The organism is Luteibacter sp. E-22 (assembly GCF_049913125.1).
Classification (GTDB): Bacteria; Pseudomonadota; Gammaproteobacteria; order Xanthomonadales; family Rhodanobacteraceae; genus Luteibacter.
In genome coordinates this window covers 3,485,409-3,502,980 of record NZ_CP183975.1, presented here as the reverse complement: position 1 = coordinate 3,502,980, position 17,572 = coordinate 3,485,409, and the positions used below count along the sequence as shown (strand labels likewise).

Genomic DNA, 17,572 nt, shown 5'->3' with positions numbered 1-17,572 from the left:
TGTAACCGGTGGCCATGGGGCGCTCCATTGGTTGGTTCAGGGGGAGGACGGCGGGCAGCTGCTTTCGCGTACGACCAGCCGTACGGGCGCGATCGTATATGCAGTGTCCGTCTCGGGATTGCTCAATCTATCCAGGATGAGTTCCGCGCTGCGCCGCCCGAGGCCACGCGGATCGACCGCGATGGTGGTAAGGGGCGGCACGCACACGGACGCTTCCGCGACATCGTCGAAACCGGTCAGGGCGAAATCCTCGCCCGGGCGGCGGCCCCGCTTGGTCAGCCCAAGCATGAGGCCCAGGGCGACGGCATCGTTGTAGCAAACCGCCGCCGTCGGTGCGGGATCGCGGGCGAACAGGGCGCCGGTCTGCCGGGCGGCTTCGAGGCGCGTCGGCGCGCTCTCGATCATCCAGGCGGGATCGACCTTGAGCCCGGCATCGCGCATGGCGCCGGCGTAGCCCCGGCGGCGTTGTTCCACCGAACTGGAGTCGCGATGGCCGCCGAAGAAGGCGATGCGCTGGTGGCCCAGGCCGATCAGGTGTTCGGTGGCGAGGCGGGCACCGTGCTCGTTGTCCATCTCGAGCGTGTCCCAGCGGTGCGCGCCATCGTCGTCGGGCAGTTCGCGGTTGAACACGAGCAGGGGCGTGTGCATGCCCACGGCGGCCAGCACCTGCTCACCCTCGCTGCCCTCGGCCGGGGAGAGGATGATCCCGGCGGGGCCATGCTCGATCAGCGAGTTGAGCACCGCCTGCTGGCGGTCCGGCGACTCGCCGGTATTCCCCAGGAGGGTGACGTAGCCCGCGCTGGCCAGGGCTTCGTCGGCCCCGGCGGCGAATTCGGCGAAGAAGGGATTGCCGAGGTCGTTGATGACCAGGCCGATGCTCGAGGACGTGCGCCGGCGCAGGTTGGCCGCCGCCCGGTTATAAACGTAGCCCTGGCGCTTCAGTTCGGCCTCCACCCGGGCCCGGGTGGCGGAGTTGACCAAGGGGCTGCCGCGCAGCACCAGGGAAACGGTGGCCCGCGATACGTCGCAACCCTGGGCGATATCGGCGAGTGTCACCTTGCGGCGCTGCGGGGTGTTCCTCGGCATTGGAGCTCCTTCAAACGATCTAAACCGGGCGATCATCGCGCGGTAGGCCCAGGGATGCATCACGCAGTGCAACATGCGTGGCTGCGCTATCTTTGCTACGTTCGGTCCGTTTGTCACGATCCAAATGATCGTTGCCACTCGCAACGCGTCCACCCGAGGGGAACCCACGATGTCGAGCACCACCCGCCTGCGTCACGGCCTGCTGGCCACCGCCCTGTCCTTCGCCTTGCCCGCGCTCGCGCTGGCGGCCCCGAGCGACAAGGCGTCCAGTGCCTTCGCGGCGGTCGATCCGATGATCGGCACGGGTGGCGACGGGCATACCTTCCCTGGCGCCACGGTGCCCTTCGGCATGATCCAGCTCTCGCCGGACACGGCCATGCCGGACGTGAAGCACGCCTATAAATGGGCCGCTGGCTACCAGTACGGCGACTCGAGCATTCTCGGTTTCTCCCATACGCATTTCTCCGGCAGCGGCCATTCCGACCTGGGCGACGTGCTCGTCATGCCCATCGCCGGCGACGTGAAGCTGGATCCCGGTTCCCCCGACCAGCCCGGTAGCGGCTATCGCTCGCGCTTCGATCACAAGAGCGAAAAAGCCGAGGCAGGGTACTACGCCGTCACGCTGGCCGACTACGGCGTGCGGGCCGAGTTGACCGCTGGCGCCCGCGTGGGCTGGCACCGGTATACCTTCCCCAAGGGCAAGCCGGCCCACCTCCTGCTCGACCTCCGCCCCAGCATCTACGATTACGACGGCAAGGTGCTGTGGTCGTCCCTGCGCGTCCGCGCCGACGGCACGGTGACCGGCGGCCGCACCACGCGCGGCTGGGCGCCTGGCCGCCAGCTGTATTTCGCCATGCGCTTCAACCAGCCGCTGGCCTCGCGCAGCCTCAAGAACCGCGAATCCGCCATCCCTTATCGTGGCTTCAGCGGCCCGGGCAACCGTGCCGACGACGTGGACGGGATCAGCGGGCGGGCCCTGGAAGGCGTGTTCGATTTCGGCGACCTCGGCAAGCCGCTGGTCGTCAAGGTGGCGGTGTCGTCCGTCAGCGAGGACAACGCGGTGGCCAACCTGGACAAGGACGGTGCCGGATTCGATTTCGACGCGCGCCGCGCGGAGGCACGCCAGGCCTGGGAGAAGGCGCTTTCCAGCGTCGACGTGCAGGCGCCCGCGCAGACCCGCAAGACGTTCTATACGGCGCTGTACCACGCGATGATCGCGCCCGGCCTGTCGATGGACGTCAATGGCGAGTACCGCGGCCCGGACAACCAGGTGCATACCGCCAAGGGCTTCGATTTCTATTCCACCTGGTCGCTCTGGGACGTGTACCGTGCGCAGCAGCCCCTGATGACCCTGCTCGAACCGGCGAAAAGCAACGATTTCGTCAGTTCGTTGATCGCCGCCCGCCAGGCCAGCCCCTTCGGCATCCTTCCGGTGTGGGCGTACCAGGGCATGGAAACCTGGTGCATGATCGGCTACCACGCCGTACCGGTGATCGCCGATGCCTATATGAAGGGTATCCGCGGATACGACGCCAACGCCGCGCTGGATGCGATGGTGGCGAGCGCCACCTACGGCCCCTACGGCGGCCTCGACGACTACATGAAGCTCGGCTACGTGCCGATCGACCGCCAGCCCGAGGCGGCGTCCAAGACGGTGGAATACGCGTTCGACGATTGGTCGCTGGCGCAGATGGCCAAGGCCATGGGCAAGGACGATATCGCCGCGACCTTCATGAAGCGCGCCGGTAACTGGAAGAACAGCTTCGACACCAAGACCGGCTTCCTTCGCGCCCGCAAGAGCGACGGCACGTACCGCGAGCCGTTCGATCCCTCGTCCGCTGGCTATGGCAGCGATTACACCGAAGGCAACGCCTGGCAGTATTCCTGGTACGTGCCGCAGGACGTCGCCGGGCTGATCGAGGCGCTCGGCGGCAAGCAGGCCTTCGTCGACAAGCTGGATTCCGTATTCGATGCCAAGGTCGACCCGAAGTCGTTCGCCCATGTCGAGGACATCACCGGCTTGATCGGCTGGTACGCGCACGGCAACGAGCCGAGCCACCAGGTGGCCTACCTCTACGACTACGCCGGCCAGCCCTGGAAGACCCAGGAGCGCCTGATGAAGATCATGCAGACCCAATACACCCCGACGCCCACGGGCCTCGTCGGCAACGACGACCTCGGCCAGATGTCGGCGTGGTACATCTTCACGGCGCTGGGTTTCTATCCGGTGGCACCTGGCAGCAACCAGTACGTGATCGGTCGTCCGTTCGTGGAAAAGGCCACGCTCAACCTCGCCGGAGGCAAGCGCTTCACCGTCACGGCCGACCACCTGGATGCGAAACATCCGTACGTGGGCAAGGTCACGCTCAACGGCAAGCCACTGGAGCGGACCTTCGTCCGGCACGAGGAAATCGTCGCGGGTGGCGAACTGCATTTCTCGATGCAGGAAACGCCGGCGAAGACGTGGGGTACGGGCGAGGGTGCCCAGCCCTATTCCATGAGCGCGCCGGCGAACTGAGCCGGGCCTTCACGCGCCGTCACAGGCCCTTCACGACACCTTCGGCATTAAGCACGCCTCCAAACGGACGGGTGTGCCGCTCTTCCCTTGCCAGCCGGCGGGGAAGAGGGCGCACCCGTCGCGCGTCCTGAGGGCAGGCGATGGCAATCCACCGAAGCGACGCATCCGGCGTCTACAATGAATGTCCTTTCCGGGCAGGAATCGTCGTGGAGATGAGGAAGGCATGATCGAACGCATCGGACTGCGTTGGCGCCTGGTCGGGCTGCTGGCAGCGGTACTCGTGATCGTGGCGCTGCCGTATGTCGTTACGCGCTCCAGTTCGGAGGACGCCCTGAACTCGCGCGACTGGGTCACCCATACGGCGGAGATCAAGGCCAGCGTGTACCAGCTCGACGGCATCCTGCGCAGCAGCGAGGCCGCGATGTACGCGCGCATCGCCGGTGCGCCCGATAGTGCCGTGCTGGACGAACGCGCCACGGCACCGCGCAAGTTCGTGCCGGGGATCATCGCCGGCTTGCGCGAAATGACCCGCGACAACCCGACACAACTGACCCGGCTGGGCGCCCTCGAATCGATCGCCAGCGGACGCATGGCCCTCACCGACCAGGCCTTGCAGCGCCTGGCCGCCGGCGATCGCGCCGGCGCCTTCGCCTCGATGGAGGATGCACGCAAGCTGTTTCCGGTTCGCGGTCCCATCGACGAGGTGCTTGCCGATGAATCGAAGCTGCTCGCCGACCGTCGTGCCGACGCCGCCAAGCTGGCGTCGAACAACCGCATCGTGCTGCTGGTCGCCGCGCTGGCGCAGCTAGCGCTACTCGGCATCGTGGTCGTGGTTTCGGAGCGGCAGATCGCCATCCGCCTGGCCGCGGAATCCCGCGTGGCCGACGCGGTGAAGCGGTCGCAGCTCATCGTGCAGGCCGTGCGCGAACCGATCGCGATGCTCGATCGCCACCTGCGTACGTTGCTGGTGAACACCGCCTTCGCCGAGCTCTACGGCTTTGATCCCGAAAGCGACCAGCACGCGCCGCTCGATCGCATCGGTGACGGCGCTTGGGGCGACACCGCGTTGTTGCAGCGCTTGTCCGACGTGATCGCGCGCGACCGCGAACTATGGGATTACGAACTGACCCAGCGCACGGCCGATGGCATCGATCGCTTCGTGGTGATCAATGCCCGCCGCATCGAGCAGCCCGACAGCGCCGACCCGGCCCTGCTGCTGACGGTGAGCGACATCACCGCGCGAGCCTTGGTGGAGCAGAAGGTCAATGAACTGAACCGGCAGCTCGAAGGCAAGGTGGAGCAGATCTCGGATGTGAACCGCGAACTGGAAGCCTTCAGTTATTCGGTGTCACACGACCTGCGTGCGCCGCTACGGCACATCTCGGGATTCGCGGGCAAACTCGAGGTGGAACTCGGCGAGAAGGCGGACGATCGCGTGCGGCATTACATCGACGTGATCAGCAGCTCGTCACGGCGCATGGCCCAGCTGATCGACGACCTGCTGGTGTTCTCGCGCCTGGGCCGCGGTGCGCTGCGGCTGCAACCAGTCGACATGCAGTCCCTGGTGGAGGAAGCCCGGGCACTGGTGGAGACCGATGCCCAGGATCGCCACATCGAGTGGAAGATCACGCCGATGCCCATCGTGATCGGTGACGAGAACATGCTTCGCACCGTATGGCAGAACCTGCTCGGCAATGCGGTGAAATACACCTCGCATCGCGAGTTCGCGCAGATCGAGGTGAGGCTGGATCGAACGCCCGCGGGCGACTACCAGTTCTCGGTGCGCGACAACGGCGCGGGTTTCGACATGAAATACGCCGGCAAGTTGTTCGGCGTGTTCCAGCGCTTGCACCGCGCTTCCGAGTTTCCCGGCAATGGCATAGGTCTTGCCAATGTCAGGCGCATCATCTCTCGCCACGGCGGCCGCACCTGGGCCGAGGGCGAAATCGACCAAGGCGCCACTTTCCATTTTTCACTTCCGGCATCCGATGTGCCGGGCTCCAGAACGGGTGACACATGAACAAGCGCGACCTGCGAACCATCCTCCTCGTCGAAGACTCCCTGGCCGATGCCGAGATGGCCATCGACGCCCTTCGCGAGGCCAAGCTCGCCAATCCCGTCGTCCATGTGGAGGATGGCGTCGACTGCCTCGACTGGCTGTACCGCCGTGGAGCCTTCGCCGATCGTCCGGAGGGAGATCCCTCCGTGATCCTGCTCGACATCAAGATGCCGCGCATGGATGGCCTGGAAGTACTCAAGCAACTGCGTACCGAAGAACGCTGGAAGCGCCTGCCGGTGGTGATCCTGTCCTCGTCCCGTGAAGAAAGCGATCTTGCGCGCAGCTGGGATCTCGGCGTCAATGCGTATGTGCTGAAGCCGGTGGACGTGCAACAGTTCTTCACGGCGGTACAGACCCTGGGCCACTTCTGGGCGGTGCTCAACCAGCGCCCGGACGGCGAATGACACGCGACGACGGACGGGACGGCACATGGGCGGGCAAGGCCAGAAGGTCAGGATTCTCCAGGTCGAGGATAGTCCCCTCGATGCGGAGCTGGTGCTGACCGAACTCGACCAGGACGGGATCGAGTACGAGACAAGACTGGTGGACGACGAGCAGGCCTATATCGCCGCCCTCGACGAGTTTCATCCGGACATCGTGCTGTCCGATCTCAGCATGCCGGTCTTCAGCGGCGAGCGTGCATTGCAGATCCTGCGCGAGCGTGGCTCCGATGTTCCCTTCATCTTCATCTCCGCCACCCTCGGCGAGGAAGCGGCGATCGAGGCATTGCGCAACGGGGCCACCGATTACATCCTGAAGCACAACACCGCGCGTCTCGCCAGCGCGGTTCGCCGCGCCCTGCGCGAGGCGGAAGAGCAGCGCGCCCGCGCCCGCGCGGAACAGGAACTCATTCGTGCGCAGCGGTTCGAGAGCCTCGCCTTGCTGGCGGGTGGCCTCAGCCACGACCTGCGCAACCTGCTGCAGCCGCTCTTGCTTGCCGGCGACACGCTGGAAGACTACGCGGACGACCCGCGCCTCGCGAGGCTCGGCACCCTGGTGCGCGACTGCGGGCGCCGTGGATTGGAAATGGTTTCCTCGATGCTTTCCTTCGCGCGCGGCGCGCGGCGCGCGGAGCAGGTGAAGCTCGGTGCCTTGCTTGAGGCGCTGAACCTGCTCCTGCAAGGAAGCATTCCGCGTACGGTACGGATGGACGTGGACGTGTTCGATCCGGACGTGGCGTTCGAGGGCAACCACACCGAACTGCAGCAGTGCCTGCTCAATCTCTGCCTCAACGCCATCCAGGCGATGCCCGAGGGAGGCGTGCTGCGCATCGAGACGGACCTGGTCAGCCTGCCCGAGGATTTTTTCTCCGATGGCGAGCAAGCGGCGCCTGGGCGCTACCTGCGGCTTTCGGTCGTCGACAGCGGGCACGGCATGCCGCCCGAAGTCCTGGAGCGCCTGTTCGAACCGTTCTTCACCACCAAGGAGACGGGGACGGGCCTGGGCCTGTTGTCCTGCAAGCGCATCGTCGCCAGTCACGGCGGCCTCATGCGTGTGCGCAGCCAGGCCGGTGAGGGCACGGCATTCCATCTCTATCTGCCCCTGCGCAGCGAGGACGGCGACCACATCGAACCGCAAGCCATGGACGCAAGCCTGCAAGGCGAAGCGGAGCGCGTGCTGGTGGTGGTGGAGGAGGCGGTGCAGCTATCGCTGCTGGTCGACACACTCGATGCCTACGGCTATCAGGCCGGTGCGAGCCAGAGCGGCACGGCCGCGTTGCAGTGGATCGAGGCACACGGCGTGCCGGACCTCGTGGTGATGGACGCCGATATGAACCTGTTCACCGGCGTTCGCACCTTGGCCGCCTTGCTCGACCATGGCTACGGCGGCGCGGTGTTGTTGCTGGCGCGGCCGGACGCACCACCGAACCTCGACGAATTGCCGCAGCTCGATCACCTGTATGTGATCGAGAAGCCGGTGCAGTCGAGGGCGCTGCTGCGAAAGGTGCGCGAGGCGTTGGAGGCGAGCGACGGCCGGGCGCGCTGACTCGATCTGCAAACCCGAAGATGATGTCGGGATTCGTCGCCCGCACCGCCTGGAACCCGGTTTCCACGGTTCCGCGTTCAGCGGATACGAAGGGTGGCGGTGTGCGTCTTCGATGGATCGTCCCGTTCGCGAACGACATACGTGAACTGGCCTCCGTTCTGCGTAGGCAGGACGAAATGGCGGAGTCGCAGATTGGGGCGCGCCCCGCTCGGGCATTCCAGCACGGCGATGCCATCCGGCGAGCAGCGGCCTTCGGCAGCCATCGGTACGTCGATCTCGCGTCCGTCAAGCATGGCCTTCACGGGGATCGTCGTGAATGTATCCAGCACATCGACGAAGATGCTCATCTCACCACGGTGATCGATGGTGGTCGCGGCAGGCAGCGGTACGCCCAGGAATTCAATGCGTTCGTCGGCTTCGGACCAGACGGAATAGATGCGAGGCTCGGGGCCGGACCCCGGGATGGACGGCCACGAGTATCCACATGATTGCGTTACGCCGGCGATCGCGGGGAACGACATGGCGGCGAGCGCGAGCAGCGTTGCTCGCAGGGTGACATGACAGGGTTTCATTGGGTTTCCACTCATTCTTCAACTGCCCGGAACGTGCACCCGACGCCATCCGTTGCGGTGCACTTGTGATACACGATGCCGAAGGGACCCAGCTCGCGCGTCCACGCATGGCGGTCGTGCAAGCGGACTTTCGGTCTTCCGGACGTATCCAGGTAAGCCATGTCCAATGCGCCACGTTCCAGCTTGTAGCTGCAACGGGCCAGCTCGCCATCGGTTGCGGTTTCACCGCCGGGATAGAAGACCGCTTCCTCGAAGCGAAGCACGTTGCCATCGTTTCCCGCGGGTGCGACACCTACCCATTCGTATCGTGAGTCCTGTGCCGTTGCCTTGTGGACGCCATGATGATTCACGATCGTCGATGGTTGCGGGCAATGTTCGATGACATAGGCCGCGGTGACGGGGGATATAAGCGTCGCGATGACGCCGAACAGTGCGCGCATGACTGACTCCTCTCCATGTGGGAAGGGCGCCAACATCGCCGGGGCGGCGACGGGCTATCAGGCAGTATGGGCATCGAGCGATGGTGGCGCCGTCGGCGAAGTCCGGGCGCGTTTGTCAGATATTGCCCTCTCGGCACGAATCCGTGCCGATGGTGCCTCAGTCGATGCCGAGCTTCTTCAGTTTGTACCGCAGCGCGCGGAATGTGATCCCCAGCTTCTTCGCCGTCGCCGTCTTGTTGTAGCGGGACTCTTCCAGCGCCTTGATGATCGTGTCGCGCTCGATATTGGAGATGTAATCCTCAAGCGAGCCGTCGGTCGCGGCGCTGCGTACGGCGTGTGCCGCGGAAGCCGGGACGGCGGCTTCGGTCACGGCGGCCAGCGCCGGCGTGACGGTGCGTTGCGGCAGCATCAGGTCTTCGGCTTCGATCGTGTCGCCTTCGCACATCGCCATGGCGCGTTCGAGGATGTTTTCCAGTTCGCGGACATTGCCGGGGAATTGGTAGGCCTCCAGCGCGGCAAGGGCTTCCGGGCGCAGGCGGCCGGGTTCGCCGCCGGCTTCGGTGGCCAGCTGGCGGAGGATGAAGTCCGCCAGCTTCGGCACGTCGCCGCGACGCTCACGCAGCGGCGGGACGCGCAGTTCAATGACGTTGATGCGGTAGAAGAGATCCTGCCGGAACAGGCCTTGCTCCACCAGCGCGGCGAGGTTCTTGTGCGTGGCGGAGAGGATGCGGACGTCCACCGGAATCTCGTCGCGACCGCCGATGGGGCGCACCGCTTTTTCCTGGATGGCGCGCAGCAGCTTCACCTGCATGTGCAAGGGAAGTTCCGCTACTTCGTCCAGGAACAGCGTGCCGCCCTGGGCGGCCTGGAACAGGCCCTCCTTGTCGACATGCGCGCCCGTGAAGCTGCCTTTGCGATGGCCGAAGAACTCGCTTTCCATCAACTCGGACGGAATCGCGCCGCAGTTCACCGGTACGAAGGCGCCGGTCGCACGCGGCCCCATCTCGTGGATCAGGCGGGCGACCAGTTCCTTGCCCACACCGGACTCGCCAGCGATGTAGACCGGTGCCTGGTTGCGTGCGAGCTTGGCGATCTTGCCGCGCACTTCGGTCATCGCGGTGGAATCGCCGATCAGGCGATCGGCGCCGGGCGAGGTCTTGCTGCCGCCACCCGCCTTGCGCTCCTCGGACAAGCGAAGCGCCGTACGCACGAGGCGGCGCAGCAAATGGATGTCCACCGGCTTGGAGACGAAATCGAAGGCACCCGCCTTGAGTGCATTGACCGCCGCGTCGACATTGCCATAGGCCGTGATCATCGCCACCGGCATGTCCGGATGGTTGGCGGCGATCAGCTCGATGATCTCCTGGCCGCTGCCGTCGGGCAGCCGCATGTCGGTGAAGCACAGGTCGTAACGCCGGGCCGCCAGTGCGCTCCGCGCTTCGCTGACGCTCCCCACGGCGTCGACGTCGAGTTCCATTCGACCGAGTGTGATGGTCAGTAACTCGCGGATGTCCCGTTCGTCGTCGATGACCAGTACGGTCTGCTTGCTCATTAGGTCCGACAGGTTCGGTGAATAGTCCAAATGTAACCGCCCGGGCGGGATACGCAAAGGGCGGGATTCACGCGCGTGCCGCCAGAGGCGCCGCGACGGCCGTGCGTGCGGGCGGCGTCAGGCTGATGCGGAAGCAGCTGCCGCCGCCGGCCACGCGCACGTATTCCAGGGCCGCCTGGTTGGCCTCGGCCATCTGCCGGGCGAGGTAGAGGCCCAGTCCCGTGCCGTATTCGTGCGTGGTGAAGAACGGCTCGAAAATTTGCGCGGCTACCTTGGGCGGGATGCCCGGGCCGCGGTCGATCACCTCGAGGATGGGGATGCCGGCCTCGGAGTGCCGGGCCACCAGCATCACCCGCGCCGGCTCGCCGGGCAGGCGGCCGTAGCGCAGCGCATTCTGCACCAGGTTCCAGATCACCTGCTGCAGGTGCTGGGGGTCGGCCACGGCGGCGACCGGCTCGCTGCCGGATACCGCGCGCAGGATGTCCGAGCCCAGGTCGTTGCCCTGGCGGTACTCGGTGACGAAGTGGTGCACCCACTTGCCCAGATCGAGGGTCTCCGGGCGCGAACGCTCGCGCCGCGAGAGTTGCAGGATGTTCTCGATGATCTCGTTGAGGCGCGAACAATGGTTGTTGATGATCTCGACCATGCGCAGGTCGGTGTCGTTCATGTCCGTGGATTCCGCCAGCAGCTGGGCCGAATAGTGGATCGCGGCCAGCGGATTGCGGATCTCGTGGGCGATCGAGGCGGACAACCGCCCCAGCGAGCTGAGGGTGAGTTCCTCGGCACGGCGCGACACGAGGGAGGTGTCGTCGAGGAAGATCAGCACGTGCGAATCGTCGTTCGGCGCCAGGCGCGAGAAGCGCGGCACGACTTCCGGGGTGCCGTCGGCGAGCATCGTGGCGCTCTCGTCGAGCTTGCCGGAAGTGCGCCAGTGGTACAGGCGCCGCGACAGTTCGGGCGCGAGGCTGCCGAGGTCGCGCTGCTCGGCGGAAGGATTGCCCATCAGCATCCAGGCCGATTCGTTGAGCTGGTGGATACGGTTGCTTTCGTCCACCAGCAACACGCCGGTCTTCATGCGCCGGATGATCAGTTCGTTGACCTGGGACAGGTTGGCCAGGTCGATGCCGCGCTGCTCGGCCAGCGCCTCGGAAGCCCGGATATTGCGGCCCAGCACGTAGCACAACGAGGCGCAGGCGAAATAGGCGGCGCCGAAGAGGCCGTATTCGACCATCTCGCGATCGGTGCCGTCGGCCGAATCCAGGTCGAAGACCGAGTGTCCGAGCATGCCGAGGGTGGCCAGCGCGGCGAAGAACATCGACAGGCGGAACGGCAGCAGCAAGGCGCCGGTGGCGATGTTCACGGCCAGCATCATGGCCACGCCCATGCGCACGTCGTGCATCAACACCAGGGCCAGCAGGGCCGCGGCGATATCCAGGGTGAGGCCGATCGACACGATCAGCACCGGCCGGTTGAGGGTTTGCCGGGTGCGGGCCACCATCACCAGGGCGGCCAGCAGGTAGGCCAGGGCGAACAGGCGGGCGAATACCGGTTCCGGCAGGGCCGGCCAGTTCATGTGCTCGGGGCGGAACGCCAGCGCGGTGTAGACCGCGGCCTGGCCGAGTCGGAAGTAATTGAAAAAGAAGAGTTCGTGGCGAGCGGTGGACTGGTTCGCGCTAGCTCGGACGGCGATGGTCGACGCGGGCGTGGACACCTGGATGCTTCTCCGCCGTGGGCCCCCCGGGGCCGTGGATGGCCATCAGTATAGGGGGGCCGGCGGCGCCGTCCACCGGCGAATGCGGCATCGCCCCTTTCCATCCGGGGCGCCTTCCGGGAAAATACGCGGCCGTATTGCGTGAAATTGGCGCAATCGATTCATCCCCCCTCCCCGTGCGAGCCTCGCCGCCCGCACGCTTTCACACGTTTTCTCCGTTCGCTCGAGGTATCGAATGAATTTCCACGAGTACCAGGCTAAAGAACTGTTCGCCAAGTACGGTATCGCCGTGCCGCCGGGCAAGATTGCCAACTCTCCCGACGCCGCCGTCGATGCCGCCAAGCACCTTGGCGGTACCCAGTGGATGGTCAAGGCCCAGATCCATGCCGGTGGCCGCGGCAAGGCCGGCGGCGTGAAGTTCTGCCGCAGCCTCGATGACGTCCGCGCCGCCGCCAAGGGCATGCTCGGTACGAACATGGAAACCTACCAGTCGGCCGGCCGTGCGCTGCCGGTGAACCTGGTCCTGGTCACCGACGCGACCGACATCGCGAAGGAACTGTACCTCTCGATCCTCACCGATCGCGACACCAAGTCGATCTCGTTCATCGCCTCCAAGCACGGCGGCGTCGACATCGAGCAGGTCGCCCACGACACGCCGGAAGACATCCACACCATCGTGGTGGACTTCGTCGAAGGCCTGCAGCCGTACCAGTGCCGTGACCTCGGGTTCAAGATGGACCTGAATCCGAAGCAGGTGGGCCAGCTCGTCAAGATCATGATGGGCCTCTACAAGCTCTTCAACGAGAAGGACCTCGCCCTCGTCGAACTGAACCCGCTGGCGATCCTCGCCGACGGCAACCTCGCCGCCCTCGATGGCAAGGTGAACTCCGACGACAACGCCGAGTTCCGTCACCCGGACCTCGCCGCCATGCGCGACCTCACGCAGGAAGACGCCGCCGAAGCGGCCGCCGTCCAGCACAACCTCAACTACGTGACGATGGACGGCACGATCGGCTGCATGGTCAACGGCGCCGGTCTGGCGATGGCCACGATGGACGTCATCAAGCTGGCGGGCGGCGAGCCGGCCAACTTCCTCGACGTGGGCGGCGGTGCCACCAAGGAGCGCGTCACCGAGGCGTTCAAGCTCATCCTCTCATCCGACAAGGTGAAGGCCATCCTGGTCAACATCTTCGGCGGCATCGTGCGTTGCGACCTGATCGCCGAAGGCATCATCGCGGCCGTGAAGGAAGTGGGCCTGAAAATTCCGGTGGTCGTGCGCCTGCAAGGCACCAATGTCGAGAAGGGCCGCGAACTGCTGGCCAACTCGGGCCTGGCGATCACGCCGGCCGACGATCTCAACGATGCGGCCCAAAAGGCCGTGGCCGCCGCGGCCTGAGGAGCGAAAGCAACATGAGCGTCCTGATCAACAAGAACACCAAGGTCCTCGTCCAGGGTTTCACCGGACAGCAGGGCACCTTCCACGCCGAACAGGCGATCGACTACGGCACCAAGATCGTCGGTGGCGTGACCCCGGGCAAGGGCGGTTCCGAGCACATCGGCCTGCCGGTCTTCAACACCGTGCGTGACGCCGTCGACCAGACCGGCGCCGACGCTTCGGTGATCTTCGTGCCGCCGCCGTTCGCCGCCGACTCGATCCTCGAAGCCATCGACGGTGGCATCAAGGTCATCGTCGCGATCACGGAAGGCATCCCCGTGCTCGACATGATGCGCGTGAAGAACGTGCTGAAGTCGCATCCTGACGTCGTCCTGGTCGGTCCGAACTGCCCCGGCGTCATCACCCCGGGCGAGTGCAAGATCGGCATCATGCCGGGCCACATCCACAAGCCGGGCAAGGTCGGCATCGTTTCGCGCTCGGGCACGCTCACCTATGAAGCGGTGTTCCAGACTACGAACGAAGGCCTCGGCCAGTCCACCTGCATCGGCATCGGCGGCGACCCGATCAACGGCCTGAGCTTCATCGACTGCCTCAAGCTGTTCCAGGATGACCCGCAGACCGAAGGCATCATCATGGTCGGCGAAATCGGCGGCAGCGCCGAGGAAGACGCGGCCGAGTTCATCGGCCAGTACGTGAAGAAGCCGGTCGTCTCGTTCATCGCGGGCGCCTCGGCTCCTCCGGGCAAGCGCATGGGCCACGCCGGTGCGATCATCTCCGGCGGCAAGGGCACGGCGGCGGCGAAGTTCGCCGCGCTGGAGAAGGCGGGCGTGACCACGGTCAAGTCCCCGGCCGACCTCGGCAAGACCCTCGCGGGCCTGATGAAGAAGTAAGCGTCACGCACTTCGGTATGTGATGAAAAGCCGCGGCCCTCGGGCCGCGGCTTTTTTTGTGTCTTCGCGAGTGTCCGGCAGCGGAGCTATACGGACTGGGTTCTGCCAGGCTCTGGTGAGAGCCGACCCTGTCGGCGATGGGTGCTTGCCATGACGATCGGATGCCTTCCGGAAACCTGGCCTGCTGCCGCGGGATCGCCGACAAGGTCGGCTCCCACAAGTCTCCCACCAGGTTCTTCCGTCAGGTTATCGGCGGAGCCTTTTGGGGCTGAGCATTTCGGCGGTGATGCCTGCCTGCGTGAGGTGATCCGGCATCGGTTTGTCCAGGATCATCGATGCGCAGGCTTCGGCCATGGCCGCGCTGGTCTGGATGCCGTAACCGCCTTGCGCAGCGAGCCAGAAGAATCCTGGCGCATCCGGCGCGAAGCCGCCGACGAGATCGCCGTCGGCGACGAAGCTGCGCAGGCCGGCCCAGGTACGGGCGGGGCGGCGGATCGACATCGTCGTGGCTTCTTCGATGCGGTGAATGCCGAGGGCGATGTCGTATTCCTCAGGTTGCACGTCATGCGGGTGGGTGGGATCGGCGTTGGCCGCGGAGCCCAGCAACAGGCCCGCATCGGGCTTGAAGTAGAAGGTCTCGTCGATGTCCACGACGAAGGGCCATTCGGACGCGTCGACACCCTCGGGCACGGCGAAGGTGAAGGCGGAACGTCGGCGCGGTTCCAGGCCGATGGTGGTTACCCCGGCAAGTTCGGCCACGGCGTCGGCCCAGGCCCCCGCCGCGTTCACTACCACGGGAGCGCGCCATTGTTCGTTGACGACCCATCCGCCGCCTTCGCGACGCATGGCGTGGACGCGGGTATCGAGGTGCATGCTGACACCTTGCGCTTTCGCACCACGCAGGAAGCCCTGGTGCAGCTCGTTGACGTCGATGTCGGCGGAGTCCGGTTCGAACAGCGCGAACTCCGCCGCCTTGGGACGAAGCACGGGCACGAGCGCCGCGATCCGCTCGCGATCGAGCAGCGCCAACGAAGGCGTGAAGCGGCGCACCGCTTCGTACTCGTCGTGCACGCGCTGCGCCTGCGCGATCCCACCGATTACGAGCGCGCCGCGACGCTGAAGAATCGGGTGCGCAGCGAATCCAGCGGGTGGATGTTCGAGGAAGGGCCGGGTCGCACGGCTCAACATCCGTACCTGGGGCGATCCGTAGCTTTCGCTGAAATGAGCGGCCGAGCGCCCCGTGGTATGGAAGCCGGCGAAGGACTCCTGCTCGAGCACCATGACGCGTGCGTGCGGTGCGAGGAACCACGCGACCGATGCGCCGGCGATGCCGGCACCGATCACGATGACATCAAGATGTTTCTCACTCATGCCTTGTCCTTAAGGGATTGCGCGGCGACGACGCTGGTCGCCGCAAGATCGGCGGTGACGTTGCCGAGCGTGGCCAGGGTATCCGGCAAGGTATCCACCGCGAGCATGATGCCCAGCGGTCCGATGGGAAGACCCATGGCCTGGGCGACGGGAACATTCGTCGCGATAAAGGTGACCTGTCCCGGCAAGCCGACGGAGCCCAGGCTGATGACCACCGCGAGCGCGGCGCCCGCGGCCCATTGTGCGACGCCCAGGTCGATGCCGAAGGCCCATGCGATGAAACTCGCCGAGACAATGTATTGCACCGGACTGGTAAGGCGGAACAGCGACACCGCCATGGGCAGGACCAGCGATGTCACCGCCGTGGGGTAGCCCAGTCGCCGGTCCGCGCTTTCGATCATCGCCGGCAGCGAGGCGAGCGACGACTGCGTGCTGGCGGCGACGACCTGCGCGGGCGCGATGGCCGAGGCGAAGCGTGCGAACGGTTCACGGCCCCATACCCGCGCAACGACCAGCATCAGGGCGGTGACGATGAGATATACGATGCATTCGACCAGCACATAGACGCCCAACGCGCCCAGCATGTGCAAGCCGGCTCTCGCGCACACGGAGAGGATCAGGGCGAACACGCCCAGCGGCGCGAGGAGCAGCACCCATCGCACGATCACGATCATGGCGTCGGCGATCGCGCGGAAGAACTCGATCGCGAGTGCGCGCCGCTCGGGGGCGATGCGTGTGAGTGCGAAGCCGAGGAACATCGCGAACACCACCAGCGGCAGCATGGCACTCTCCGCCGCCGCCATGATCGCGTTGGTGGGAACGATGCCGGCCAACCAGTCCGACCAGCCGATCGGCGCACTGGCGGGAAGGTGGCCGCCGGTGGCGCTGAGCGCGGCGGTGAGCGAGCCACTGCGCGGGAACAGCGTAAACAACGCAGGGGCGGCAATGGCCGCCACCGCCGCACCGAGCGAAAGCAGCAACAGGAACACGACGATCGCGCGCCGCGCGATGCGGCCCGAGGCAGCCGCGTCGGTCGCGGTATTCGCACCGACGACGACCAGCGAGAGCACGAGCGGCACCACGGTCATCTGCAACGCGCTCAGCCAGAGTTTGCCGATCGGTTGTACGGCATCGGCAACGGCCAGCGCGGAACCCGGAGCCCACGTGGCCAGGGCGATGCCAGTCAACGCGCCAAGCGCGAGACCGAGGAGGATGCGTTGGGTGGCGGTCATGGGGCCGGCAGGTTCCAGGCTTCGCGCAGCCGGGCGTATTCGTTCTTCGGCAGCAGCACGAAGACCGGCTTCTTCGCCGGATCGAGCCAGCCGAGCAGGCGTTCCATCGTCTCGTCGGTCATGGCCGTGCAGCCGGCGGTCGGCGATGTGGGCGATTTCCACAGATGGGCGAAGATGCAGCTGCCCGCGCCCTTGCGTCCATCGGGGTTGTGCTCGATGACGAAGCCGATGCGATACGCGTGGTCGCCGTCGAAGTGCAGGTCGCGGCGCATCGGCTCGGTCGCGCCTGCCACCGCCTTCTCGCCGACCTCACGCGCATCGACCACCTGGTTGTAGTAAGGCGAGCTGTCCACGTCCACGCAATAGTCGGATACGCCGAGGCCGCGATAAGGCAGGGCGGTGGGATTCGTCTCGGCGTAGCCGAAGGCCTGGCCGATACGGAATACGCCGGCGGGACTGCGGCCGTCGCCTTCCTTCTTCACCGGTCCGTCCTTTTCTGGTGGATTGAGCCCGACGCCCCACGCGCTGCCGTGCTTGCCGATGGTCACCTCGGCGGCCGGGCCTTCCTGTTTCCAGCGCGTACCTTCGCGGACGTACGCGCGGAGCGTTCCGTGGTCGACATCCCACCCGTCGGTGGTCACCACGATCATCTGCCGGGACACCGACCAGGCGGCGGGCGTCTCGAACGCCGTGCTGGATACGGCGAGGACAAGGGCGGCGAGGCCGAGCAGGCGTGGGAGCGTTCGGGAGAAGGGCATG

Annotated in this window: 14 protein-coding genes; 6 read left to right on the top strand and 8 right to left on the bottom strand. The window is 65.9% G+C overall.

Going from position 1 to position 17,572, the window contains the following annotated elements; all coding sequences use genetic code 11:
- Window positions 1–36 precede the first annotated feature (36 nt).
- Complete coding sequence (locus tag ACN9M2_RS15650) at window positions 37–1,086, bottom strand: LacI family DNA-binding transcriptional regulator (protein WP_426285558.1); 1,050 nt, start codon at window positions 1,084–1,086, stop codon at window positions 37–39.
- A 169-nt stretch (window positions 1,087–1,255) separates the two neighbouring features.
- Between ACN9M2_RS15650 and ACN9M2_RS15645 the strand changes: the two genes are divergently transcribed.
- The 4 genes from ACN9M2_RS15645 (at window position 1,256) to ACN9M2_RS15630 (ending at window position 7,649) form a co-directional block, all read left to right on the top strand.
- Complete coding sequence (locus tag ACN9M2_RS15645) at window positions 1,256–3,604, top strand: GH92 family glycosyl hydrolase (RefSeq protein WP_426285557.1); 2,349 nt, start codon at window positions 1,256–1,258, stop codon at window positions 3,602–3,604.
- A gap of 223 nt (window positions 3,605–3,827) precedes the next feature.
- Complete coding sequence (locus tag ACN9M2_RS15640) at window positions 3,828–5,624, top strand: ATP-binding protein (RefSeq protein ID WP_426285556.1); 1,797 nt, start codon at window positions 3,828–3,830, stop codon at window positions 5,622–5,624.
- Entirely contained in the window at window positions 5,621–6,067 is a 447-nt protein-coding gene (locus ACN9M2_RS15635) for a response regulator (RefSeq protein ID WP_371024531.1), read from the top strand. The genes ACN9M2_RS15640 and ACN9M2_RS15635 overlap by 4 nt, the downstream gene beginning before the upstream one ends.
- Before the next feature lie 25 nt (window positions 6,068–6,092).
- Window positions 6,093–7,649 (top strand): response regulator, encoded by a 1,557-nt coding sequence (locus ACN9M2_RS15630; RefSeq protein ID WP_426285555.1) that lies wholly within the window; start codon window positions 6,093–6,095, stop codon window positions 7,647–7,649.
- A 77-nt stretch (window positions 7,650–7,726) separates the two neighbouring features.
- On the opposite strand, the gene ACN9M2_RS15625 is transcribed toward ACN9M2_RS15630, so the two are convergent.
- The 4 genes from ACN9M2_RS15625 to ACN9M2_RS15610 all read right to left on the bottom strand — a co-directional run bounded on the left by ACN9M2_RS15625 (window position 7,727) and on the right by ACN9M2_RS15610 (window position 11,924).
- Window positions 7,727–8,221 (bottom strand): hypothetical protein, encoded by a 495-nt coding sequence (locus ACN9M2_RS15625; RefSeq protein ID WP_426285554.1) that lies wholly within the window; start codon window positions 8,219–8,221, stop codon window positions 7,727–7,729.
- A gap of 11 nt (window positions 8,222–8,232) precedes the next feature.
- Entirely contained in the window at window positions 8,233–8,661 is a 429-nt protein-coding gene (locus ACN9M2_RS15620; RefSeq protein ID WP_426285553.1) for a DUF3757 domain-containing protein, read from the bottom strand.
- Between the two features lie 157 nt (window positions 8,662–8,818).
- Window positions 8,819–10,213 (bottom strand): sigma-54-dependent transcriptional regulator, encoded by a 1,395-nt coding sequence (locus ACN9M2_RS15615; RefSeq protein WP_426285552.1) that lies wholly within the window; start codon window positions 10,211–10,213, stop codon window positions 8,819–8,821.
- A gap of 67 nt (window positions 10,214–10,280) precedes the next feature.
- Window positions 10,281–11,924, bottom strand: a complete 1,644-nt coding sequence (locus tag ACN9M2_RS15610) for a sensor histidine kinase (protein ID WP_426285551.1) — start codon at window positions 11,922–11,924, stop codon at window positions 10,281–10,283.
- 235 nt (window positions 11,925–12,159) lie between these two features.
- Between ACN9M2_RS15610 and sucC the strand changes: the two genes are divergently transcribed.
- Complete coding sequence (sucC, locus tag ACN9M2_RS15605; RefSeq protein WP_426285550.1) at window positions 12,160–13,320, top strand: ADP-forming succinate--CoA ligase subunit beta; 1,161 nt, start codon at window positions 12,160–12,162, stop codon at window positions 13,318–13,320.
- A gap of 14 nt (window positions 13,321–13,334) precedes the next feature.
- Complete coding sequence (gene sucD / locus ACN9M2_RS15600; protein WP_371025111.1) at window positions 13,335–14,210, top strand: succinate--CoA ligase subunit alpha; 876 nt, start codon at window positions 13,335–13,337, stop codon at window positions 14,208–14,210.
- 246 nt (window positions 14,211–14,456) lie between these two features.
- On the opposite strand, the gene ACN9M2_RS15595 is transcribed toward sucD, so the two are convergent.
- From ACN9M2_RS15595 to ACN9M2_RS15585, 3 genes are read right to left on the bottom strand one after another with little or no spacing between them, the layout of a single operon-like run.
- A complete protein-coding gene (locus ACN9M2_RS15595; protein ID WP_426285549.1) occupies window positions 14,457–15,581 on the bottom strand; it encodes an NAD(P)/FAD-dependent oxidoreductase in 1,125 nt (374 codons plus the stop codon).
- Window positions 15,578–16,813, bottom strand: coding sequence for a dicarboxylate/amino acid:cation symporter (locus ACN9M2_RS15590; RefSeq protein ID WP_426285548.1), 1,236 nt, complete (start codon window positions 16,811–16,813; stop codon window positions 15,578–15,580). The genes ACN9M2_RS15595 and ACN9M2_RS15590 overlap by 4 nt, the downstream gene beginning before the upstream one ends.
- Window positions 16,810–17,571, bottom strand: coding sequence for a L,D-transpeptidase family protein (locus tag ACN9M2_RS15585; protein ID WP_426285547.1), 762 nt, complete (start codon window positions 17,569–17,571; stop codon window positions 16,810–16,812). The genes ACN9M2_RS15590 and ACN9M2_RS15585 overlap by 4 nt, the downstream gene beginning before the upstream one ends.
- Window position 17,572: the final 1 nt, after the last annotated feature.

Coding starts and splice junctions, on each gene's coding strand:
- sucD (WP_371025111.1), top strand. CDS start 13,335: ATGAGCGTCCTGATCAACAAGAACACCAAGGTCCTCGTCCAGGGTTTC.
- ACN9M2_RS15615 (WP_426285552.1), bottom strand. CDS start 10,213: ATGAGCAAGCAGACCGTACTGGTCATCGACGACGAACGGGACATCCGC.
- ACN9M2_RS15590 (WP_426285548.1), bottom strand. CDS start 16,813: ATGACCGCCACCCAACGCATCCTCCTCGGTCTCGCGCTTGGCGCGTTG.
- ACN9M2_RS15640 (WP_426285556.1), top strand. CDS start 3,828: ATGATCGAACGCATCGGACTGCGTTGGCGCCTGGTCGGGCTGCTGGCA.
- ACN9M2_RS15625 (WP_426285554.1), bottom strand. CDS start 8,221: ATGAAACCCTGTCATGTCACCCTGCGAGCAACGCTGCTCGCGCTCGCC.
- ACN9M2_RS15620 (WP_426285553.1), bottom strand. CDS start 8,661: ATGCGCGCACTGTTCGGCGTCATCGCGACGCTTATATCCCCCGTCACC.
- ACN9M2_RS15650 (WP_426285558.1), bottom strand. CDS start 1,086: ATGCCGAGGAACACCCCGCAGCGCCGCAAGGTGACACTCGCCGATATC.
- ACN9M2_RS15645 (WP_426285557.1), top strand. CDS start 1,256: ATGTCGAGCACCACCCGCCTGCGTCACGGCCTGCTGGCCACCGCCCTG.
- ACN9M2_RS15635 (WP_371024531.1), top strand. CDS start 5,621: ATGAACAAGCGCGACCTGCGAACCATCCTCCTCGTCGAAGACTCCCTG.
- ACN9M2_RS15595 (WP_426285549.1), bottom strand. CDS start 15,581: ATGAGTGAGAAACATCTTGATGTCATCGTGATCGGTGCCGGCATCGCC.
- ACN9M2_RS15585 (WP_426285547.1), bottom strand. CDS start 17,571: ATGCCCTTCTCCCGAACGCTCCCACGCCTGCTCGGCCTCGCCGCCCTT.
- sucC (WP_426285550.1), top strand. CDS start 12,160: ATGAATTTCCACGAGTACCAGGCTAAAGAACTGTTCGCCAAGTACGGT.
- ACN9M2_RS15630 (WP_426285555.1), top strand. CDS start 6,093: ATGGGCGGGCAAGGCCAGAAGGTCAGGATTCTCCAGGTCGAGGATAGT.